At 63.0% G+C, this 20,850-nt stretch carries 21 protein-coding genes; 16 read left to right on the top strand and 5 right to left on the bottom strand.

From position 1 onward, the window contains the following. Positions 1–7 precede the first annotated feature (7 nt). From ccoG to YY7_RS0143730, 6 genes are all read left to right on the top strand, one after another. Entirely contained in the window at positions 8–1,471 is a 1,464-nt protein-coding gene (gene ccoG / locus YY7_RS0143755; RefSeq protein WP_028168630.1) for a cytochrome c oxidase accessory protein CcoG, read from the top strand. 20 nt (positions 1,472–1,491) lie between these two features. Then, positions 1,492–1,992, top strand: coding sequence for a FixH family protein (locus YY7_RS0143750; protein WP_035692544.1), 501 nt, complete (start codon positions 1,492–1,494; stop codon positions 1,990–1,992). A 9-nt stretch (positions 1,993–2,001) separates the two neighbouring features. Further along, a complete protein-coding gene (locus YY7_RS0143745; protein WP_028168628.1) occupies positions 2,002–4,194 on the top strand; it encodes a cation-translocating P-type ATPase in 2,193 nt (730 codons plus the stop codon). Then, a complete protein-coding gene (gene ccoS, locus YY7_RS0143740) occupies positions 4,194–4,379 on the top strand; it encodes a cbb3-type cytochrome oxidase assembly protein CcoS (protein ID WP_028168627.1) in 186 nt (61 codons plus the stop codon). Before YY7_RS0143745 ends, ccoS begins: the two co-directional genes overlap by 1 nt. Positions 4,380–4,446: 67 nt before the next feature. Then, positions 4,447–4,893, top strand: coding sequence for a hypothetical protein (locus YY7_RS54960; protein ID WP_051397251.1), 447 nt, complete (start codon positions 4,447–4,449; stop codon positions 4,891–4,893). Positions 4,894–5,065: 172 nt separating this feature from the next. Then, positions 5,066–5,920 carry a 3-hydroxybutyryl-CoA dehydrogenase gene (locus YY7_RS0143730; protein WP_028168626.1) on the top strand — a complete coding sequence of 285 codons (855 nt, stop codon included), beginning with the start codon at positions 5,066–5,068 and terminating at the stop codon, positions 5,918–5,920. 319 nt (positions 5,921–6,239) lie between these two features. Here YY7_RS0143730 and YY7_RS0143725 read toward each other — a convergent pair whose 3' ends face one another. Further along, positions 6,240–7,454 carry an ABC transporter substrate-binding protein gene (locus tag YY7_RS0143725; RefSeq protein ID WP_028168625.1) on the bottom strand — a complete coding sequence of 405 codons (1,215 nt, stop codon included), beginning with the start codon at positions 7,452–7,454 and terminating at the stop codon, positions 6,240–6,242. A 152-nt stretch (positions 7,455–7,606) separates the two neighbouring features. On the opposite strand from YY7_RS0143725, the gene YY7_RS0143720 reads away from it, so the two are divergent. The 3 genes from YY7_RS0143720 (at position 7,607) to YY7_RS0143710 (ending at position 11,351) form a co-directional block, all read left to right on the top strand. Next, positions 7,607–8,374 (top strand): FadR/GntR family transcriptional regulator, encoded by a 768-nt coding sequence (locus YY7_RS0143720; protein ID WP_028168624.1) that lies wholly within the window; start codon positions 7,607–7,609, stop codon positions 8,372–8,374. Between the two features lie 57 nt (positions 8,375–8,431). Continuing rightward, the gene (locus YY7_RS0143715; protein ID WP_028168623.1) at positions 8,432–10,045 is read left to right on the top strand and encodes an acyl-CoA synthetase; all 1,614 of its coding nucleotides are present in this window, start codon (positions 8,432–8,434) and stop codon (positions 10,043–10,045) included. Positions 10,046–10,181: 136 nt separating this feature from the next. Continuing rightward, positions 10,182–11,351 carry an acyltransferase family protein gene (locus YY7_RS0143710; RefSeq protein ID WP_028168622.1) on the top strand — a complete coding sequence of 390 codons (1,170 nt, stop codon included), beginning with the start codon at positions 10,182–10,184 and terminating at the stop codon, positions 11,349–11,351. A 936-nt stretch (positions 11,352–12,287) separates the two neighbouring features. Here YY7_RS0143710 and YY7_RS0143700 read toward each other — a convergent pair. Continuing rightward, the gene (locus YY7_RS0143700) at positions 12,288–13,472 is read right to left on the bottom strand and encodes a GGDEF domain-containing protein (RefSeq protein ID WP_245287640.1); all 1,185 of its coding nucleotides are present in this window, start codon (positions 13,470–13,472) and stop codon (positions 12,288–12,290) included. 218 nt (positions 13,473–13,690) lie between these two features. Further along, positions 13,691–13,906, bottom strand: coding sequence for a dodecin family protein (locus tag YY7_RS0143695; protein WP_028168620.1), 216 nt, complete (start codon positions 13,904–13,906; stop codon positions 13,691–13,693). A gap of 182 nt (positions 13,907–14,088) precedes the next feature. Here YY7_RS0143695 and YY7_RS0143690 point away from each other — a divergent pair, with 182 nt between their 5' ends. The 4 genes from YY7_RS0143690 (at position 14,089) to YY7_RS0143680 (ending at position 16,482) form a co-directional block, all read left to right on the top strand. Further along, positions 14,089–14,667, top strand: coding sequence for a GlcG/HbpS family heme-binding protein (locus YY7_RS0143690; protein ID WP_080664115.1), 579 nt, complete (start codon positions 14,089–14,091; stop codon positions 14,665–14,667). Between the two features lie 217 nt (positions 14,668–14,884). Next, entirely contained in the window at positions 14,885–15,232 is a 348-nt protein-coding gene (locus YY7_RS64010; RefSeq protein ID WP_245287639.1) for a hypothetical protein, read from the top strand. Then, positions 15,208–15,876: a hypothetical protein gene (locus tag YY7_RS54950; RefSeq protein WP_245287638.1), complete on the top strand. Its 669-nt coding sequence runs from the start codon at positions 15,208–15,210 to the stop codon at positions 15,874–15,876. The genes YY7_RS64010 and YY7_RS54950 overlap by 25 nt, the downstream gene beginning before the upstream one ends. Positions 15,877–16,113: 237 nt before the next feature. Beyond that, positions 16,114–16,482, top strand: a complete 369-nt coding sequence (locus tag YY7_RS0143680) for a winged helix-turn-helix domain-containing protein (RefSeq protein ID WP_028168618.1) — start codon at positions 16,114–16,116, stop codon at positions 16,480–16,482. Positions 16,483–16,490: 8 nt separating this feature from the next. Here YY7_RS0143680 and YY7_RS0143675 read toward each other — a convergent pair whose 3' ends face one another. Further along, on the bottom strand, positions 16,491–16,868 hold the full coding sequence (locus YY7_RS0143675; protein WP_028168617.1) for a hypothetical protein: 378 nt from the start codon (positions 16,866–16,868) through the stop codon (positions 16,491–16,493). Between the two features lie 190 nt (positions 16,869–17,058). Here YY7_RS0143675 and YY7_RS0143670 point away from each other — a divergent pair, with 190 nt between their 5' ends. Next, a complete protein-coding gene (locus YY7_RS0143670; RefSeq protein ID WP_028168616.1) occupies positions 17,059–17,622 on the top strand; it encodes a DUF2478 domain-containing protein in 564 nt (187 codons plus the stop codon). 32 nt (positions 17,623–17,654) lie between these two features. On the opposite strand, the gene YY7_RS0143665 is transcribed toward YY7_RS0143670, so the two are convergent. Further along, a complete protein-coding gene (locus YY7_RS0143665; RefSeq protein WP_028168615.1) occupies positions 17,655–18,494 on the bottom strand; it encodes a VOC family protein in 840 nt (279 codons plus the stop codon). Positions 18,495–18,683: 189 nt separating this feature from the next. Here YY7_RS0143665 and YY7_RS0143660 point away from each other — a divergent pair, with 189 nt between their 5' ends. Then, complete coding sequence (locus YY7_RS0143660) at positions 18,684–19,319, top strand: 2-hydroxychromene-2-carboxylate isomerase (RefSeq protein ID WP_028168614.1); 636 nt, start codon at positions 18,684–18,686, stop codon at positions 19,317–19,319. Positions 19,320–19,368: 49 nt separating this feature from the next. Then, complete coding sequence (locus tag YY7_RS0143655; protein ID WP_028168613.1) at positions 19,369–20,568, top strand: CaiB/BaiF CoA transferase family protein; 1,200 nt, start codon at positions 19,369–19,371, stop codon at positions 20,566–20,568. Positions 20,569–20,850 lie beyond the last annotated feature (282 nt).

The raw sequence follows: 20,850 nt of genomic DNA, 5'->3' as shown, positions 1-20,850 counted from the left end.
CCGGCCCATGAACAAGATCGTCCAGATAGACCCTGACCAGGTCGAAGACGTCGGGCCGCTTTATGCGGCGCGCAAGAAGGTCTACCCGCAGAAGGTCTCCGGGACCTTCCGTCGGATCAAATGGGGCCTGATGGCGTTCTGCCTCGGCATCTATTATTTCTTGCCGTTTGTGCGCTGGAATCGTGGCCTCGCCGCGCCCGATCAGGCGGTGCTGATCGACCTGCCGAACAGCCGCTTCTATTTCTTTTTCATCGAGCTGTGGCCGCAAGAAGTCTATTACTTCACCGGCCTCTTGATTCTCGCCGCGATCACGCTGTTTCTGATGAACTCCGTCGGCGGCCGCATCTGGTGCGGCTATCTCTGCCCGCAGACGGTCTGGACCGACCTGTTCTACGCGGTCGAGCGCCTGGTCGAGGGTGACCGGCGCGAGCGGATGAAGAAGGATGCATCCGCGCATCGCTGGACGCTGGAACGCATCTCCGAGCTCGTGCTCAAGCATTCGATCTGGCTGATGATCGCCTGGTGGACCGGCGGCGCCTGGGTGCTCTATTTCACCGACGCGCCGACGCTCGTCAAAGAGCTCGTCACCTTCCAGGCGCCGGCGATCGCCTATATCTGGATCGCGATCCTGACCGCGACGACCTATCTGCTCGCCGGCTTCATGCGGGAGCAGGTCTGCGTCTATATGTGCCCGTGGCCGCGCATCCAGGCGGCGCTGACGGACGAATGGGCGCTCAACGTCACCTATCGCTACGACCGCGGCGAAAAGCGCATGTCGGTGAAGAAGGCGAACGACCTGCGCGCGCTCGGCCAGCACGCCGGCGACTGCGTCGACTGCTATCAGTGCGTCGCCGTCTGTCCGGTCGGCATCGATATCCGCAACGGGCCGCAGCTCGACTGCATCCAGTGCGGGTTGTGCATCGACGCCTGCGACAATGTGATGAAGAAGATCAACCGGCCGACGCGGCTGATCGGCTACGACAACGACATCAACATCCAGCGCCGGATCGAGGGCAAAGCGCCGATCTATCGCATCGTTCGGCCGCGCACCATCATCTACACCGCGCTGATCGCACTCGTCGGCGGCATCATGCTCTATGCGCTCGCGACGCGTTCGCTACTCGACATCAACGTGCTGCACGACCGCAATCCGGTCGCGGTGAAGCTCAGCGACGGCTCGATCCGCAATGCCTATACGGTCCGCTTCCTCAACAAGCGTGGTTTCGACCGTGTGGTGGCGATCGACATCGACGGCCCGCAGGATGCCAAGTTCCATGTCGTCGGCAGCGATTCGATCACGCCCGATCGTCCCATGATCGTGCTTGGGCGCGACGGCACCACCGAGCTGCGCGTGCTGGTCACTGCGCCGTCCGACCGGAACCCCGAGAAGTCGATCCCGGTGAAATTCCGCGTCACCGACATCGGTCTCGGCGAAGTCGCGTCCGCCACCGACAATTTCGTCGCGCCATAACGGGAAGAAGCAGGGCCGCCATGAATAGGGAATACGGATCGGAGAAACCGCTGACCGGCCGCAAGGTGCTCGTCATGCTGGTCGCATTCTTCGGCGTTGTGATCGGCGTGAACGTCACCATGATCAAGCTGGCGACCTTGACGCTGCCCGGCACCGACGTCGACAGCGCCTACGCGGCGAGCCTCGCCTATGAGAAAGAGATCGTCGCCGCGCGCGAGCAGGACGCCCGCAACTGGAAGGTCGACGCGCATCTGGCGCGCGATGCCGGTGGCGGCACAGCGCTCGAAGTCGAAGCGCGTGATGGCAATGGCAGGCCGCTCATCGGATTGCAGTTCACCTCGCGCCTGGAGCGACCGACCGACCGGCGCGCCGACCAGGCGATCGAGCTGTCGGAAGCTGGCGGCGGTCGCTACCTCGGCAAGGGCAGCGCGATCGGTCCCGGACAATGGGAACTGGTGCTCGAAAGCGAAGCCGCTGGCCGGCGCGTGTTCCTCTCGAGGAACCGCGTGGTGCTGAACTAAGAGGGCGTGATGCAGGCGACACGGGACTTTTCGCACTATGTCAAACATCTCGGCTCGGGATTGGCGCATATTGATCTCGCGGTCGAGGGCGTCAATTGCGCCGGCTGCATGTCGAAGATCGAGCGCGGGCTTTCGGCGATTCCCGATGTGACCTTGGCGCGCGTGAATCTCACTGACCGCCGCGTGGCGCTGGAGTGGAAGGAGGGCGCGCTCGACCCCGGCAACTTCATCGATCGGCTCGCCGAACTCGGCTACAAGGCCTATCCGTTCGAGACGGTGAGCGCTGAAGCCGCCGAGGTCGAGAACTCGCGCTTCCTGCTACGCTGCCTCGGAGTTGCGGCGTTCGCGACCATGAACGTGATGATGCTGTCGATTCCGGTGTGGTCCGGCAATGTCAGCGACATGCTGCCGGAGCAGCGGGATTTCTTCCACTGGATGTCGGCGCTGATCGCACTGCCGGCGGCCGCCTATGCCGGCCAGCCCTTCTTCCGCTCGGCGCTCAACGCGCTGCGCGCGGGCAATGTCAACATGGACGTGCCGATCAGCATCGGCGTGATCCTGGCGCTCGGCATGTCCATCGTCGAGACTATCGGACATGCCGACCACGCATATTTCGATGCGGCTATCATGCTGCTCACCTTCCTCCTGGTGGGACGCTATCTCGACCAGAACATGCGGCGGCGCACCCGCGCGGTCGCCGGCAATCTCGCCGCGCTCAAGGCCGAGACTGCGACGAAGTTCATCGGACCGGACGAGATTTCGGTGGTGCCGGCGGCGGCGATCCGGGCCGGCGATACCGTGCTGCTGCGGCCAGGCGAGCGCTGCGCGGTCGACGGCAGCGTGATCGAGGGCCGGTCGGAGATCGACCAGAGCCTGATCACCGGCGAGACGCGGCATGCGGCGGTCGAGGCGGGCAGCGCGGTCTATGCCGGTTCGCTTAACATCTCGGGCGCGCTGCGCATCCGCGTGTCGGCGGCGGCGGAAGGCACGCTGCTGGCGGAGATCCAGCGATTGCTCGACCACGCCGTGCAGGCGCGCTCGCGCTATGTGCAGCTCGCTGACCGCGCGTCGCGGCTCTATGCGCCGGCGGTGCATGCAACCGCGCTCTTGACCATGATCGGCTGGCTGATCGCCGGCGCGAGCTTGCACGATTCCGTCATCACCGCGATCGCGGTGCTCATCATCACCTGTCCGTGCGCGCTGGGGCTGGCGATCCCCACGGTGCAGACGATCGCGGCGGGCGCGATGTTCCGCGCCGGCGTGCTGATCAATTCGGGCGACGCCATCGAGCGCGTCGCCGAGGTCGACCACGTCATCTTCGACAAGACGGGAACGCTGACCTTGCCCGAACTGGATGTGGTGAATTCCGCCGCCGTGCCGGCCGATGTGTTCGAACTGGCAGGCCGGCTCGCGCTGGCAAGCCACCATCCGGTCGCCGCGGCGCTGGCGCGCGCGGCCGGTGCGAAATCGCCGCTGCCCGGCGTCACGGAAGAGCCGGGGCAGGGGGTGCGCGGCAGCTTCGGCGGCGAAGAGGTGAGGCTCGGCCGTCCCTCCTTCTGCAACGCCGAGGACCTCGCCGAGCAGGTCCTGCGCCGCGATCCCGAGGCCTCCGTAGTCGCCTTTGCCCGCGGCGAACAGCCCTACGTGTTCGCGGTCCGCCAGGGTCTGCGACCGGATGCACGCGAAACCGTCGCGGCGCTGCAGCGGCGCGGCATCGCGGTCGAGATATTGTCGGGAGATCGCGAGCCGGCGGTGCGGGCGGCGGCCGAGACGCTTGGCATTCCCGAGTGGCGCGCCGGCGTGATGCCATCGGACAAGATCGCGCGCATCGAGCAATTGAAGCGGCAGGGCGTCAAGGTGATGATGGTCGGCGACGGCTTGAACGATGCGCCATCGCTTGCGGCCGCGCACGTCTCGATGTCGCCGATCTCGGCCGCGCATCTGAGCCAGGCGACCGCCGATCTCGTCTTCCTCGGCAAGCCCTTGGCGCCGGTGATCGCCGCCATCGACTATTCGCGCAAAGCGCTGCGGCTGATGCGGCAGAACCTCTATCTCGCCGTCGGCTACAATGTCCTCGCCGTGCCGATCGCGATCCTGGGCTTCGTGACGCCGCTGATCGCGGCCGCGGCGATGTCGGGCTCTTCGATCCTGGTGATGTTGAACGCGCTGCGCGGACGTCGGGTGCGGCAGGAGCAGGTGTGATGGAAGTGATCGCGTTCCTGGTGCCGCTGGCGCTGCTGCTTGGCCTGTTTGGATTGCTCGGATTCCTGTGGTCGCTGAAGAACGGCCAGTATGACGATCTCGAAGGCGCCGCCTGGCGGGCGATCTCCGACGATGACGAGACGCCAACCACCTCGGGGCCATCGGCCGCGCATCGTGGCGTTTGATCTGGCGCAATGACGGTCGCTTTGCATGGGCCGATAGTCAACCTGCTCAGAACTACGGGAGGGTAACATGGCATCGGCAACACAGACGGAATCGATTGCGGCCAGGCTGATCGGCAAGCTCTCGGGCTTCCTCGAAAGGTTCCGTGACATCGGCGAAATCCGCGGCCTCAGCCCGGCCGAAGCCTGTTCCGTGGCGCACGATCTCCGCATCTCGCCGGCCCAGCTCGAGACGCTGGTTGCCCGGGGGCGTCATGGTGCCGACGAATTGCCGAAGATGCTGAAGGCGCTGGGGATCGATGAGGTTGCCATCAAGCGCCAAGAGCCGGGCGTGCTGCACGACATGAGGCGGGTGTGCGCGCTCTGCATCGAGAAATCCCGCTGCCAAAGCGAGCTCGAGGCCGGAACCGCCGCCCTGCATCATCGCGAATATTGCGCCAATACCTATACGATCGACTCGCTCGAGACGAAGCCCGACCAGACCGAACTCCAGCTCCGCGGGCCCTGCTGCTGCTGAGCGGGAACGCTTCGTCTCCCCGATCGAACCGGCGCCGGCACGCCAAACTGCACCGTATCCTTGGACGCGAGGCCCTGCTAACCATGGGCATCGGCGGCGGCCGGCTGGTCGCCGCAACCGTCTGTGTGCGCGGGCGCGAGGCCTTGCGCGTTTTACGAGAAGGATACGAGCAATGATCGAAACCGTTGGCATCATCGGGGCGGGCACTATGGGCAACGGCATCGCCCAGGTCAGCGCGGCCGCCGGGCTTCAGGTGGTGATGGTCGATATCTCGGACGCGGCCGTGCAGCGCGGGCTGGCGACGGTCGGCAGCAGCCTGGACCGCCTGGTCAAGAAGGAGAAGATGACCGAGGCCGACAAGAACGCCGCGCTCGGGCGCATCAATGCGACCACCGACAAGGCCAAGCTTGCCGCCTGCGACCTCGTGATCGAGGCGGCGACCGAGAACGAGGAATTGAAGCTCAAGATCCTGAAGGATCTCAGCGCGACGCTGAACCCGCGGGCGGTGATCGCCACCAACACGTCTTCGATCTCGATCACCAAGCTTGCCACCGCGACCGACCGGCCCGACCGTTTCATCGGCATGCACTTCTTCAATCCGGTGCCGGTGATGGCGCTGCTCGAACTGATCCGCGGCCTGCAGACCTCGGACGATACGCTGGCCAAAGCGGAAGCATTTGCAAAGCGCGTCGGCAAGGTCGCGATCACAGCCAAGAACAGCCCGGGCTTCGCGGTCAACCGCATCCTGTGTCCGATGATCAACGAGGCGATCTTCGCGCTGCAGGAAGGCATCGCCACCGCCGAGGAGATCGATGCCGGCATGAAGCTCGGCTGCAACCACCCGATCGGCCCGCTGGCGCTGGCCGACCTGATCGGGCTCGACACCATGCTCTCGGTGATGGACGTGTTCTACAAGGGCTTCAACGATCCGAAATATCGCGCCGCACCGCTGCTCAAGGAGATGGTCGACGCCGGCTATCTCGGCCGCAAGACTGGCAAGGGCTTTTACGACTACGGCAAGGCGTGAGCCAGGCGTTGTAGGGTGGGCAAAGCGTAGCGTGCCCACCATTCCTTGCGGAGTGCTTGATGGTGGGCACGGCGCGAAGGGCGCCTTTGCCCACCCTACGACTTCGTTGCAATGTCGGAGACACGGGCGCGATGCTAGTTGATGTGCCCTCGCCCCTTGTGGGAGAGGGCCGCTCACGTGTCTGCAGCGAGCTCGCTTGGGTGAGGGGTCCTCTCCACTTGCGCTGTCGCCCGCGGAGAGAACCCCTTATCCGTCGCGCATTTCATGCGCGCCACCTTCTCCCACAAGGGGAGAAGGGAAGCCGCGTAACTAAATCCATTCACTTCACCAGCGGGCAACCGCCGTCCTTCAGCGGGCGGAATGCCTGGTCGCCGGGCACCTCGGCCAGCACTTTGTAATAGTCCCAAGGCGCTTTGGATTCCTCGGGCTTCTTTACCTCGAACAGGAACATGCTGTGCACCATGCGGCCGTCGGCGCGCAGCACGCCGTTGTCGGTGAAGGCGTCGCGCACCGGCATCTCGCGCATCTTGGCCATCACGGGCTTTGTTTCTTTGGTGCCCGCGGCCTGCACGGCTTTGAGGTAATGCAGAGTGGCGCTGTAGGTGGCGGCCTGATTCATCGTCGGCATCCGCTTCATGCGCTCGAAGAAGCGCTTGCCGAAGGCGCGGGTCCTGTCGTTGAGATCCCAGTAATAGGCCTCGGTGACGATCAGGCCTTGCGCGAGCTTCAGCCCGAGGCTGTGCACATCAGAGATGAACATCACGATCGCTGCGAGATTCTGGCCGCCGGCGACGATGCCGAATTCGCCGGCCTGCTTGATCGTGTTGATGGTGTCGCCGCCGCCATTGGCGAGGCCGATGATCTTGGCCTTGGAGGCCTGTGCCTGCAGCAGGAAGGAGGAAAAATCCGGCGTGTTGAGCGGATGCTTGACGCTGCCGAGCACCTTGCCGCCGGCGGACTTCACGACATCGCCGGTGTCGCGCTCGATCGAGTGGCCGAACAGATAGTCCGCGGTGATGAAGAACCAGCTATCGCCGCCATTCTTGACGATGGCGCTGCCGACCGTGTGGGCGTTGGAATAGGTGTCGTAGGTCCAGTGCGCGACGTAGGGGCCGCAGGATTTGCCGGTGATATCGGAGCTCGCGGCGTCCGTGACGATCATGATCTTTTCGTGCTGCTTGGACAATTCCATCACCGCGAGCGCGGTGGCGGAGGTCGGCAAATCGATGATCATGTCGACGCCTTCGTTCTCCCACCATTTGCGCGCCATGGTAGCCGCGATGTCAGGCTTGTTCAGCACGTCGGCGGAGACGATCTCGATCGGTTTGCCGAACATGGTGCCGCCGAATTCATCGATCGCCATCTTGGTCGCTTCGACATTTCCGGCGCCGCCGATGTCGGAATAGACCGACGAGAAATCGGTGAGCACGCCGATCTTCAGCGGCGTCGCGGCTGGCTGCTGAGCGGACGCTGATGCGATCAATAGCGCCGACAACAGGCAAGCCGTCGACACCATCCTTGCGATGGGCTTCATGGGGTCTCCTCCGTGTTTTTATCAGTTTGTCGGACAAAGTAGATTTGGGTTCCGGGGAAGTCAATCGGCTGTCGATAAGGAGCCCGCGCGGCCGAATTGACGCATCGTCGCGGCCGGACTACTTTGTCGGACAACCAACATTGAGGCCACCTTTGCCCGCTTCGCCGCTGTTTCGACGGATCGACGTCGCGCCCGCCTACCAGAAGGTGGCGGACGCGATCGAACGCGAGATCGTCAGCGGCCGGATCAAGCCGGGAGACCCGATCGGGACCGAGCTTGAGCTGGTGCGGCAATTTGGCGTCAACCGCTCGACGGTGCGCGAGGGCATCCGGGTGCTGGAGGAAGGCGGTCTGCTGTGGCGCGATTCCAGCCGCCGCCTGCAGGCCTGCCTGCCGCGCTACAACAAGCTCGCGACGCGCCTCAGCCGCGCATTGGTGCTCCACGAGGTCACCTTCCGCGAATTGTTCGAGGTGTCGATGACGCTCGAGATCGCGAGCACGGAATGCGCGGTCGAACGGGCTACCGAGGAGGACATCGCCGAACTCGCCGACAACCTGGCGCGGAGCGAGCAGGTGATCGCCGATCCCGCGGCGCTTGCCGAATGCGACGCCGATTTCCACGTGCTGGTGGCAAAAGCCTCGCACAACCGCGTGCTGCAGCTCGCGCGCGAGCCAGCCGCGCAATTGTTCTTTCCGACCACCGAGATGATCGTGAGCCATGGCGCGCAGGGCGCCACGCGCCTGGTCGAGGCGCATCGCCATCTGCTCGAGGCGATCCGGCGGCGCGACAAGGCGGCAGGCGTGCAGTGGACCCGGCGTCACCTGCAGGACTGGCGCCGCGGCTTCGAGCGGATCGCTTCGCTCGACCGCTCGGTCGAACATATGTACATGGAGCATGCACAGGCGGTTCGGCGCAAATAGAACCGAAAACGCATCGTCCGAACCACAAACAAACAGCGGACGTTCAGGGAGGGAAAAATGACCGCGGACATCGCCACGACGATCCAGAAGGCGCGCGAGCAAAGCATCGGCGACCTGCTGCGCCGCTCGGCCCGGCGCTATCCCGACAAGACGGCGCTGATCTGCGGCGACGTGAGATGGACCTATGCGGAGATGGATGCGATCTGCAATCGCCTGAGCCGTGGCCTCGGCGGGCTCGGGGTGACGAAGGGCGATCGCGTCGCGGTTCTGTCACGCAACTCGCATGCCTTTGCGGCGCTGCGCTTTGCGCTCGCCAAGATCGGCGCGATCCTGGTGCCGATCAATTTCATGCTGAACCCGGACGAGATCAATTTCATCCTCGCCAATTCCGGCGCGAGGCTGCTCGCCGTCGGCCCTGATCTCGTCGAGGCCGGCCGCGCTGCGACCGCCAAGGGCACGAAGGTCGAGCAACTGATCTGGCTCCCGGGCGAGGATGCCACGGAGCCGCCGAAGGACGTCACGACCTTTGCGGACCTGCTTGCGGCCGGCGCCTCGCCGCTCGAGGCTTCCGTCGACAGCCGCGACATCGCGCAGATCATCTATACCAGTGGTACGGAGTCGCTGCCCAAGGGCGCCGTCCTCACCCATGAAGCGGTGATGTGGCAATATGTGAGCTGCATCATCGATGGCGGCATGGCGGCGGAGGACACTATCCTGCACGCGCTGCCGCTCTATCATTGCGCACAGCTCGACGTCTTCCTCGGGCCTGGCATCTATCTCGGCGCGACCAACGTGATCACCGGCAAGCCTGTGCCGGATCACATCCTCTCGCTGATCGCGGCCCACAGGATCAACGCCTTCTTTGCGCCGCCGACGATCTGGATTGCGATGCTGCGCTCGCCGGCCTTCGACAAGACCGATCTCTCGAGTCTGCAAAAGGGCTATTACGGCGCGTCCATCATGCCGGTGGAGGTGCTGCTCGAACTGCAGCGGCGTTTGCCCGGCGTGAAGTTCTGGAATTTCTACGGCCAGACCGAGATCGCGCCGCTCGCGACCGTGCTGAAGCCCGAGGATCAGTTGCCCAAGGCGGGATCGGCAGGCAAGCCCGCGCTCAATGTCGAGACGCGCGTGGTGAATGCCGAGATGCGGGACGTCAAGGTGGGCGAGGTCGGCGAGATCGTCCACCGCTCGCCGCATCTGTTGTCCGGCTACTACAATGATCCGGCCAAGACGGAGGCGGCCTTTGCCGGGGGCTGGTTCCACAGCGGCGACCTGGCGACCGTCGATGCCGAGGGGCACGTCACCGTCGTCGACCGCGTCAAGGACATGATCAAGACCGGCGGCGAGAATGTCGCAAGCCGGGAGGTCGAGGAGATGGTCTATCGGCTGCCTGCGGTCTCCGAAGTCGCGGTGGTTGGCCTGCCGGACCCGCGCTGGATCGAGGCGGTGACCGCGATCGTTGTGGTCAAGAGCGGCGACACGCTGGATGAGGAGACCGTCATCAGACATTGCGCCAGCCAGATGGCGCATTTCAAGGTGCCGAAGCGCGTGATCTTCGTGGACAGCCTGCCGAAGAACCCGAGCGGCAAATTGCTGAAGCGGGAATTGCGCAAGCGCTTTCTTGGCAATGAAACACTCGATCGTGCGATTCAGAAAAATTTTGCGGGCTGAGCAGCCGATTCAAACGGGCGTGAACGGCTTACGCCGCCATAGCTGATCGGATTCCCTTGGCCGACGGTGTATGGTTGCGTCGCTGCCGTGATATGCTGCGGCAGCGACGCAGCGTCATTGCGACACGCAGGGGCCGATGCTCAAGAAATCCCATGCCACCGAGCTGGCCGGGACGACCGGGACACGCATCGTTCCGCTCGACCGTGCGCGCACCTTCATCACCTTCCTGGTGGTGCTGTATCACGGCGTAATCAACTACACCTATTTCGGTATCGGCGGCGACCGGATGCGATGGATCGGCTTCGACCTGATCGCGCTGTTCAACGACAGTTTCTTCATGGCCTGCATGTTCTTCATCTCGGGCCTGTTCGTTCACGACAGCCTGGCGCGGAGGGGGCCGGCGAACTTCCTCGGTAGCCGTGCCTGGCGGCTGGGTATTCCGTATCTGGTATCGATCTTCGTGCTGATGCCGATCGCTTATTACCGCTACCATGTAACGGAGCTCAGTTTCCCGCAGTTCTATTGGCATATGGTCACCGTCGGCCCGTGGTCATCGGGATCGGCCTGGTTCCTGTGGGTGCTGCTTGCGCTGGACGCGATCGCCGCGTTGCTTTGGGCCGCGGCCCCCGGCGCGATCCCGGCGCTCGGGCGATTGGTCGATGGCTTTCGTCAGCGGCCGATGGTGGCCTTCGCTGCGTTCCTTATCTTCTCGATCGTCGTCTATCTGCCGCTGCACCTGGAGTTCGGCGATTCCGCGTGGTTCGTGCCCGGCCACTATCCGCTGCCGATCCAGACCAGCCGCATCCTGCTGTACACCGGCTACTTCTTCACCGGCGTCGCGGTCGGTGCCATCAGCCTGAGAGGCGGGCTGCTGGCGGAAAGCGGCGAGGTGGCGAAGCGCGGGATGCTATGGCTCAAGTGTGCGCTCGCATTCTATGGCGTCATCCTGCTCCTGGTCTATGTCCATCACAGCGTGCTGCCGGATTTCCGTTCGCCGCCGCTATGGTGGCAGATAGCCTATGGACTGGCCTTTGCGATGTTCAACGCGGCAATGACTTTCACGGTGCCCGCGCTGTTCCTGCACTTTGCGCAATCACGGTTTCGGTTCCTCGATGCGATGCAGCCTTCGGCCTACGGCATCTATCTCGTGCATTTCGTTCCGCTGATCTGGCTGCAGTATCTCGTCTATGATCCGCCGCTGCCGGTGTTTGCCAAATTCGCGATCGTCTTCCTCGGCACGCTCTTCGTCAGTTGGGGCGCGACCATCCTGCTGCGAAGGATTCCGATCGTCGCGCGTATGATCTGACCCGTGGTCAGGAAGGCCGATCTGAGCCGGACGGCACTATGCGGCCTTTATAAGAGGACAAAGCAGCCCCCATGGAATTTACACGCCTTGCCATTCACCTTCCGGGCAGCCGTTCGGTCCCGTCTTGGCGATAAGGACAGAAGATGATTGTCCGCTTTGGGCGTCGGCCGGCAAAATTCACCCGCGCGGCGTTCGCGCTGCCTGGAGGTCAGGATGACGGTCTATCATGCATACATTGTTGGACTGCACGGTCGGTCGATTGGAGTGGTTCGGATCGATTGTGTCGATGATGATTCAGCCATCAAATCCGCCGAGCGTCTTGTCGACAGCCACGATGTGGAGCTCTGGCAGATGGATCGGTCCGTAGCCAGGTTCGACGCCCCGTCAAAGCAGGTATTCAGGAAATAATTCTTGCGCCGAGCTTACGGCGCGGCGATCTATCCCGTACGCCGAACACATCAAGGCACGTGAACCATGGGCCCGTAGTAGCCGCCCCATTGTCCCCACATATCGCAGCCCTCGTAACCGCAGAGTTCACGATGCAAATCGCCAGCAAGGTTGCCGTAGCAGGGGCGCCAGTCATCATGACCCGCGCCGATCGTGGCATTTCTGTCGGCGTTCTCTGTGAGGTGCCGGGAGCTCACATGATGTTCGCGAGCCAGAGCGGGAGTTGCGAACATGGCTGCGGCGATCAGTGCCGCCGGGAGAAGTCCAGGCTTGCTCACTCAATTTCTCCATCGAATACGAAGAGCCTACAGGATTCTCTGTGGAGATGGAGAAGCGATCGACCGATTAAAGGAATACTCTGTCACATCGTTTCAATCACGCGCGAGGTCAGCGCGGTCGTACGATCACGAATTCCGGCGCGTGCCGATGAGGTTGAGTTTGCCTCAAGCGTCCGCTCATTATTTGAGTATGAGCCCGCGATGGTGGCGCCTAAGCAGCCAACCCGAACTCCGAGAGTTTCACGCGATTGCGGCCGGAGGTCTTCGCTTCATAGAGGGCTTCGTCGGCGCGGATCAGTAGCGACTGGATCGTTTCGGATCCGGTGGCGTAGGCAATTCCACCGCTTACGGTCGTCTGGATGGGGCCCAAAGGAGTAGGGACGGACATCGCCTCGATCTGCGCTCTGATGCGCTCGGCAACGGCTGCCGAGGCCCTTGGACTCGAGTTCAGCATCACGATGCAGAATTCTTCGCCGCCTATTCGCGCGGCCAGATCGTCTGAACGGATATTTGCGGTGATGATTTCGGCAAAGGCCTTCAACGTCCGGTCGCCGGAATCGTGTCCGAACCGATCGTTGATGGTCTTGAAGTGGTCCAGATCCATGGCGACGACGGCGGTGCCAACCGGGACCTGAGCCGGCGGACCGTCAAACAGCGCGCGGCGATTCAAGAGTCCGGTCAAGGCGTCCGTCATGGCTTCCGACTTATGCCGATTCGCGATCCGCGCCTGATTGAGGGTGAGCGATAATGTGCCGATGCCGGTCAAGCCCGCGATCACGACGATGGAATTGATGTCTTCGGCCCAATTGGATGGACGAGCGGTCAGGACGAACTGGCCTTGCTCGGCGAGGGCATAGCCACACGCGACGAACGATGCTGAGGCGATCAGATAGAGCGTCGCATTGGCGGACATCAGGAGCGGGGATTCGGCGCGCCCTGTCCAGTACTGGAAAGCGGTCATAAGCAGCAGCATGCCGATCACGACATTTGCAGCGATCGTCCCGGTGCCGGAATAGCCAAACGCGAATGTGGCCGATGTGGACAGAATGCCAAGGCCGACCACGGCGAATACGGTGAACCAATTGAACCGACTTGAGCAGAATCTGGCCGAGCCCGCGTAGAGCAGTCCGAAGCCGCACATCAGCAGCACGAAGGACACGAGCAGCAGATTGGCGTCGTATCTTTGAATGACAGTGCCAAAGAACGCCACTCCGGCGACGATAAAGGCAAGGCCGATCGACCAGCTTAGCAGGTGGGTCTCGGATTTTCCGACGACCCACATCATGCAGAGCGTCAGTCCAAGGGAGGCGCCCGAGAAGCCGATGGCGACGAGGATCGAAAACTGGTCGAGAAGCATGACGCCGGGCCGAGATGAGATCGGCGCCTTATACGTCACCGATCGTTACCCAAATGGTGGAGGCGCAGCTCGTTTGCAGTGCACGGTAATCAAATGGTTATCGCTATCGGTTGAAAACCATCAAATTGGCGCAGCGGATTTCTTGAGCGAAAAGAGCGGGATACTGGATACTCCGAAATTTCGAATCGAGATCAGCTGGAAGCGGACCGCGATCGAGTTCAACCTCGCCCCGCGAGCGGGGCGAGGTTGCGAAAACGTCAGGAGCCCTCGAACTTGAAGGATACGTTGAGCTTGGCGCGGTAGGCCTCGACTTGCCCCTTGGCGTCCAGTTGCAGATCGAGTTTGACAACCTCTGCGACGCGAAGATCTCGGAGCGATTTTGCCGCTTGGCTGACCGCGTTGGCCGCGGCCTTTTCCCAGGATTCGTTGCTGGTGCCGATCAGTTCGATGACCTTGTAGACGCTCTCAGGCATGTCGTCCTCCTGTCCGGAATGAAGCAGGAAGCAGGTGCTCCCTGCCGCGGTCGAAACTAGCATCACGATATCGGCGTTGAAAGGACGCGCCCGGATCGCCGGCGGCAGGACAAATCGTTCGGAAACTTGAGGATCAGCCTCAAGTTGTGCTTTGATCTTGCGGCCACAACTGGGGTTTTATCATGATTTATTTGCGTTTCCTGGCGTTACGGCTGTTTGCTTTTGTTCCTTTCGGCTTCCGTCATGGTTTTGCAACTTGGATCATCGCCTGTGTGGCGGCGCTCACCGCAGGAGCGGCATCGGCACAGCAGCCGCTCCCGCCCGGCGTGCCCGAGAAGATGCCCGCCGACATTCCCTATGGGACGCCGATCTCGCTCGATCTTGCCCGACAAGCGGTGGAAGCCGCGTTTGCGGAATCATCCAAGCGGGGGTGGAAGATGGCCATCGCGGTCGTATCGCCCTCGGGCGACCTGACCTATTTCGTGAAAATGGACGATACCATGTTGGCATCGCCAACCATCGCCCAGAACAAGGCGCGCACCGCCGCGCGCTTTCGGCGCGACACCAAGGGCATGTTCGATCTGACGGAGACCGGCCATCCCTACGTGATGACGCTCGATCCAACGCTGGTCGCTTCGCCGGGTGGCATGCCAATCATCAGCGAAGGCAAGGTCATCGGCGCCATTGGATGCAGCGGAGGAGCAGGCGTGCAGGACGCCGTCGTCTGCCAGGCGGGCATCGAGGCTCTCATTCGCAAATGACGTCTGAAGCGCGATAAAGCGAGATCGCCGAGGCGATCCGTACGACAGCGGCGGCTTTCGCATCGTTGTATGTTGCGCTATACATCGAGGGCGAACAGCCGGGCCGGAAGAGCTACGGAGTTCCGGTCCTGCAGGACGCGCAGTGAACGATCGTCGACCGATGATCGTTCGTTCGGGGCATTGCCTCGTCCACCCCACGTCCATCAGGAACCAAAACATGAAACAGAATGACAGCGTTGCCCTGTGCTCGCTGCGACAGGGAGACTTGCTCAAGAACCGTAATGTATGGGCGCTCGGCGCGGCCGGGTTGATATTGCTCATGCTCGGCACGGCGCGTGCCGAGACGCCGATCGGCGTCCCCGACAAGAGCCATCCGGAGAGCGTAACCGCCACCAGCGACGGCACGCTCTATATCGGAAGCTTCAACCTGGGCGGCGTCATAAAGGCCGCACCGGGCGGAAAAACCGAGCAGTTCATCTCGCCCGGCGCCGACGGCAGCCGTTCGGTGCTCGGCGTGCTCGCCGATGAAAGAGCCGTACCTTGTTCGTCTGTTCCAACGACCTAAGCGGTTCGGGCGTTGCCGGTCCCAGCGAGGCCAAGGGCGCCTGGCTGAAAACCTTCGATCTCGCCACCGGCGCCCTGAAGGCGAGCTTTCAGCTCAAGGAGCCGAAATCGCTTTGCAACGACATCGCGATCGGCGGTGACGGAACCGCTTACGTCACCGACTCCTTCGCGCCGTATATCTACAGCCTGAAGCCGGGCGGCACGGCGCTCGACGTGTGGGCGACCGATCCGCTGCTGGCGCCGGCCAAGGATGGGGTTGGGCTCGACGGCATCGCGGTCGGATCGGACGGCCATCTCTACGTCACGACCTTTATTCCCGCCAAACTGTTCAAGATCGCGGTCAAGGACGGCAAGGCGGGGGAGATCACCGAGTTGAAGCCGTCCCGTCCGCTGGATCACGCGGATGCCATGCGCGCGTTCGGCGGCGACTTCCTGCTGGTCGAAGGCGCGGGCCGGCTCGACAAGGTCACGGTGACGGGCGATGAGGCCAAGGTCGATGTCATCAAGGACGGTCTTGCCGAGCCCGTTTCGGTAACCCAGGTCGGCAACACCGGATGGATCGCCGAGGGCAAGCTGTCCTACCTCATCGGTCCCAACAAGGGGAAAGATCCCGGTCCATTCGCGATCACGCCCGTTCCAAAGTAACAGTTGAGCGACTTGCTCAAGTCTAGGGTGTGATCCGGAAAAGTGTGAAGCGGTTTTTCGAAAAGATCACGCTCAAACAACAACCTAAAGCGCGATGATGATTCATCCTCATCTCCTCGCGCCTTAGAAGAGACGGCGCCGGCTGACGTCAATCGTGGCGCTATCGGCCGGCGCTCATCTTGTCCGTGAAAAGCTTCAATGGCATTCTAGGGGGCAGACGCAACCAACGGATTCTGCATGTCAAAACTGGGCGCCAAATCGCTTCCACATTTGAGCGTTCGCATCGATCTCGATAGCGACGAGCGGATCGGGCCCGGCAAGATCCAGTTGCTTGAGCATATCCGCGATTGCGGGTCGATTTCGGCCGCCGGCCGCGCCATGGAGATGTCCTACAAGCGGGCGTGGGACCTGGTCGACGAGATCAACCGGATCTGCCGGCATCCGGCAGTCGAGCGGCAGACCGGCGGCAAGAATGGCGGCGGCGCAATGTTGACGCCGTTCGGCCTCTCCCTGGTCGCGCGCTATCGCAAGATCGAGCGCGATGCAGCGAGCGCGGTGCGCAAGGAACTGGCGGCCTTGCAGACCGATATCGCCCGCAAGGCGTGATGCCGCCGTCAGTTCGCGCGCAGCGTCGCGCCGTGCTGCGGTTCGGCCGCGATCGCCTCTCCCAAGGAGTTCTGCTGCTCGCGCAGAACCGAGAAGCAGACGCTGAACCCATCCACCGTCCGCAGCGTCACCATGCGCACGCTCGGATCGCTCGATTGCTCGACCATCCAGGAATCCAGCGGATAAGCGTAGCGGAGGCTGCCGTCGCCGTAGCGGCGCTGCAGCGCCTTGTCGAGCAATCCCGGCAGGGTCATCACGAGCGTGCCGACCTGGTTGAGCGAAAGCCGCAGGGTCGCGGGATTACCGGCGGAATCGACGAAGCCAAGCGAAACGGCGCCATCAGCGGCGACTTCGCACGTCGTCAGGGCCTGGGTGTCGATCTGCATGATAGGCTCCGAACAAATATTCGTTATATCCATAAGGATATATCGATGCGATCCCGGGCGTCCAGCCCGTCTTTTTTGACCCTGCCGCGCCGCGTCACGGGTATGGCCGGAAACCGCCGAGACGTGATATAGTGACGGATATAACGGAGCCCGGACCGGGGGCCCGTCGCAAATGGAGATGAGGCCCGCCATGTTCAACTCCCAATGCGATCTTGCTGCGCTCGTGTATGAGCAGCATCAGGATCCCGACGAGATTCTGCGCGATTTCGCCGCCAGCCTGAACAGAGCCGGATATCGCGCGGTCGGGATTGTGCAGCTCGGCCATCACTGCCTCGATGCCGGCCTGTCCGCCATGCTGGTCCATACCGGCGAAGAGCTGCAGCTATTCCAGGACCTCGGCAGTTGCTCGGCCGGCTGCCGGCTCGACGTCGGCCAGTTGCTCGATGCGGGCCAGCGGATCGCGGCGGCGATCGATCGCGGCGCGGACGTGCTGATCGTCAACCGCTTCGGCCGGCAGGAATGCGAGGGCAAGGGCCTTTGCTATCTGGTCGAGCGTGCGCTGAGCGCGGATATCCCGGTCGTGATCGCGGTGCCCAGTCACCGCTTTGCCCATTGGATCAAGTTCGCCGACGGCATGAGCGTCCGCCTCCGCTGCGACCGCGATACGCTCGATGCATGGTGGAACAACGTCTCGGCGCGATATCCGAGGCCGGCGGGCATCGAACAACAGACGGTTTGCGAAGTGTTGAAATGACGTGAGCGCTGGAAGGCTCTGGCCTACGGCTCTTACGAAAGATGCTGCACGAACAGGGTGGGGACGTTGCACGTGCCGTCGCGGAGGGTGAACACCCGCGTTCCCGGCTTGGCACCGGCCTTGACATCGGACACGTTGCGGCCGGCGCGCAGCAGCCGCTCGCGGGCGGCGTCGGCATCGTCGACCGACCAGGCGATGCCCCAGAGGCGGTCCGCCTTGCGCGCGTCGCCCTCGGCCGGACGGTGGACAACTTCGATCAGCATGTCGCCGCAGGCAAATTGCATCAATCGGCTTTTGCTCTTTGCGTCGGCGCGGTCGAAGATCAGCTCTAACCCGAGACGCGCGCCGTAGAGCGCTATCGCGCGCTCCGGCTCGTCGGTCGCAACCACCACCAGGTCCATCCTGCGAACCGTAGCCGGCGCTGTCGCTGTGGAGCGGGCCGCTTCGGATAGAAGCTTGCTGAAGCGGATCGGTACGCCATGTGATTGTTCGGCCGGCAAGCCGTTCCGCTTCCAGGAGAGCATCGTGTCGGTCGCAAGATCGCTCCAGGTAATGTCGGCGACATCGTCCGGCTGCAGCGAGATATGTTTCAATCGCCGATAACTCTTTTCGATGTCGTCGACCGCAAAGTCCAGACACCACAGGCCTTCGCCGCTCTCGGCAAGGACGGCGCGGGCGCGCGCACCGAACGCGCCTTCGCCGTTGGGTGCCGCGACCCGAAAGGTGGCGTTGTCCAAAACGAAGAACGCGCTTTCGACGCCATCAGTTCTGGCGCGAAACGCCGGCTCCCTCGCGAGCACCTCGCGATAAGCGGCAATGCCGGTGTCGAGATCGTGAACCAGGACGCTGGTGTGGTCGAGGGTCGTGATCATGAGGGGCGCTCCCTGAGAGGCCGGCTCCGCTGCACAATGCTTCGAGCTTCGGTCGCAGCAGCATATTGGACGGTCTCGAGAATTGACAGTTCATTTTTGGAACTGTATGACGGGGACTAGCCAGGGCATGGCTGCAGATCGCCTACGCGTGGCAGGCGGAGAATAACGGATGCCCGCGAGGAGAGGCCGGTGGGAAATCCCTTGAAGGTTGAATTCCATTTCGATTTCGGCAGCCCGAACGCCTATCTGGCGGAACTCGTGATTCCCTCGATCGAACAGCGCACCGGCGTGAAGTTCGACTATGTGCCGGTCCTGCTCGGCGGAATTTTCAAGGCGACCGGCAACATGTCGCCGGCGGATTCACTGCGCGGCATCAAGAACAAGCCGGAATACATGGCGCTGGAGACCGAGCGCTTCATCCGCCGCCACAACATCACGACCTATCGATCGAACCCGTTCTTCCCGGTCATCACCCTGATGCTGATGCGTGGCGCGGTCGCTGCGCAATTCGAAGGCGTATTCGAGCCCTATTTCCGTGCGGCCTTCCATCACATGTGGGAGGAGCCGAAGAAGATGGATGACGTCGAAGTGGTTCGCGCCGCGCTCAAATCTTCCGGCCTGGACGCCGACAGGCTGATCGCACGGGCGCAGCAGGACGACGTCAAGAAGCGGCTGATCGACCTGACGGCAGACGCGGTCAACCGCGGCGCGTTCGGTTCGCCGACCTTCTTCGTCGGCAAGGAGATGTTCTTCGGCAAGGACCAGCTTCGCGACGTCGAGGAATCCATCGTCGAGCAGACCAGGCAGTTGGCCAAGAGCGCGTGAGCACCTGGTCGCGGCGGCCGGAGATTGCCGAACAAATAAGGAGAACGTGATGCCGGGCCCTCTCAATGGCGTACGCGTATTGGATCTGACCGGCGTGGTGTCGGGGCCGTTCGCGACCATGTTCCTCGCCGACCAGGGCGCCGACGTTCTCAAGATCGAGCCTGTTGGCGGCGACATCACCCGCCGCAGCCGCGCCACCATAGACAAATCCGGCGAGTTCTCGGCGCTGTTCATTTCCTCCAACCGCGGCAAGCGCTCGCTCGCGATCGACGTCAAGAGCGAGGCCGGCCGCGAGGTGCTGGCCAAGCTCGTCGCGCAGGCCGACGTGCTGGTGCAGAATTTTCGGCCCGGCACCATGGAGCGGCTCGGCCTCGGCGCGGATGAGCTCCGCCAGCGCCATCCGCGCTTGATCTATGTCTCGATCAGCGGGGTCGGCGAGACCGGTCCCTATGTGAAGAAGCGGGTGTACGATCCGATCATCCAGGGATTGTCTGGATTCGCCGACATCCAGTCGCAGCCCATTACGAACCGTCCGCAGATGATCCGCACCATCGTCTGCGACAAGACCACGGCGGTGATGACGGCGCAGGCGGTGGCGGCCGCGCTCTATGCCCGCGAGAAGACAGGGCAGGGCGATCACATCCGGGTCGCGATGCTGGATGCGATGATCTCGTATCTGTGGCCGGAAGGCATGATGCAATACACGGTGGTCGGCGCCGAAGAGACCGCAGCCGATCCGAATGACCGGCCGGATCTCGTGTTCAAGACCAGCGACGGCTACATCACTGCCGGCACGATCTCGGATTCCGAATGGCAGGGCTTTTGCCGCGCCACCGGCGATCCCGAGCTCGCCAAGGATCCGCGCTTTGCGACGCCTTCCGCGCGATCGGTGAATGCGACGGCGCGCATCAACAAGATGGCCGAATATATCGCGCAGCACACCACGGCCGAATGGCTGGAGCGGCTCGATGCCGCCGATGTTCCCTGCGCGCCGATCCTGCGCCGCGCCGAGATCATCCATAACGAGCAGGTGGTGGCGCGCGACATCATCACCGAATTCGAGCAGCCCAAGGTCGGGCGCGTGCGGCAGCCCAAGCCAGCGGCGCGTTTCGAAGTCAACCAGGCGTCGATTGGCGGACCGGCACCCCGCGTCGGCGAGCATTCGCGCGAAGTGTTGCGCGAGCTCGGCTATGACGACGCGGCGATCGATCGGATGGTGAGCGAAAAGGCCGTGCGGGTGGCGGTGTAGGTGCTGTCGCGGAGTCGTAGATGGGGTAACGGGCCGCGGTCTGCCCTCCAAGCAAGCCGCGCTTGCTACGGCGCTATGGGTGGCGCGCTGCGCGCGGCTTGCTTGGAGGGCGGGCGGTCGTCCCTCACATTGATGGTGTGACGGAGTCGAGGATGGACCTCGCACCAAGCATCACGGAGAGACGACCATGGAGCACTATGCCGGAATCGATGTGTCATTGGAATGCTCGAGCGTGTGTGTGGTTGACGCCAACGGCAAGATCGTGCGGGAAGCCAAGGTGGC

The sequence above is a fragment of the Bradyrhizobium elkanii WSM2783 genome, from assembly GCF_000472865.1.
Classification (GTDB): Bacteria; Pseudomonadota; Alphaproteobacteria; order Rhizobiales; family Xanthobacteraceae; genus Bradyrhizobium; species Bradyrhizobium elkanii_A.
This window is presented reverse-complemented; position numbering and strand designations above follow the sequence as displayed.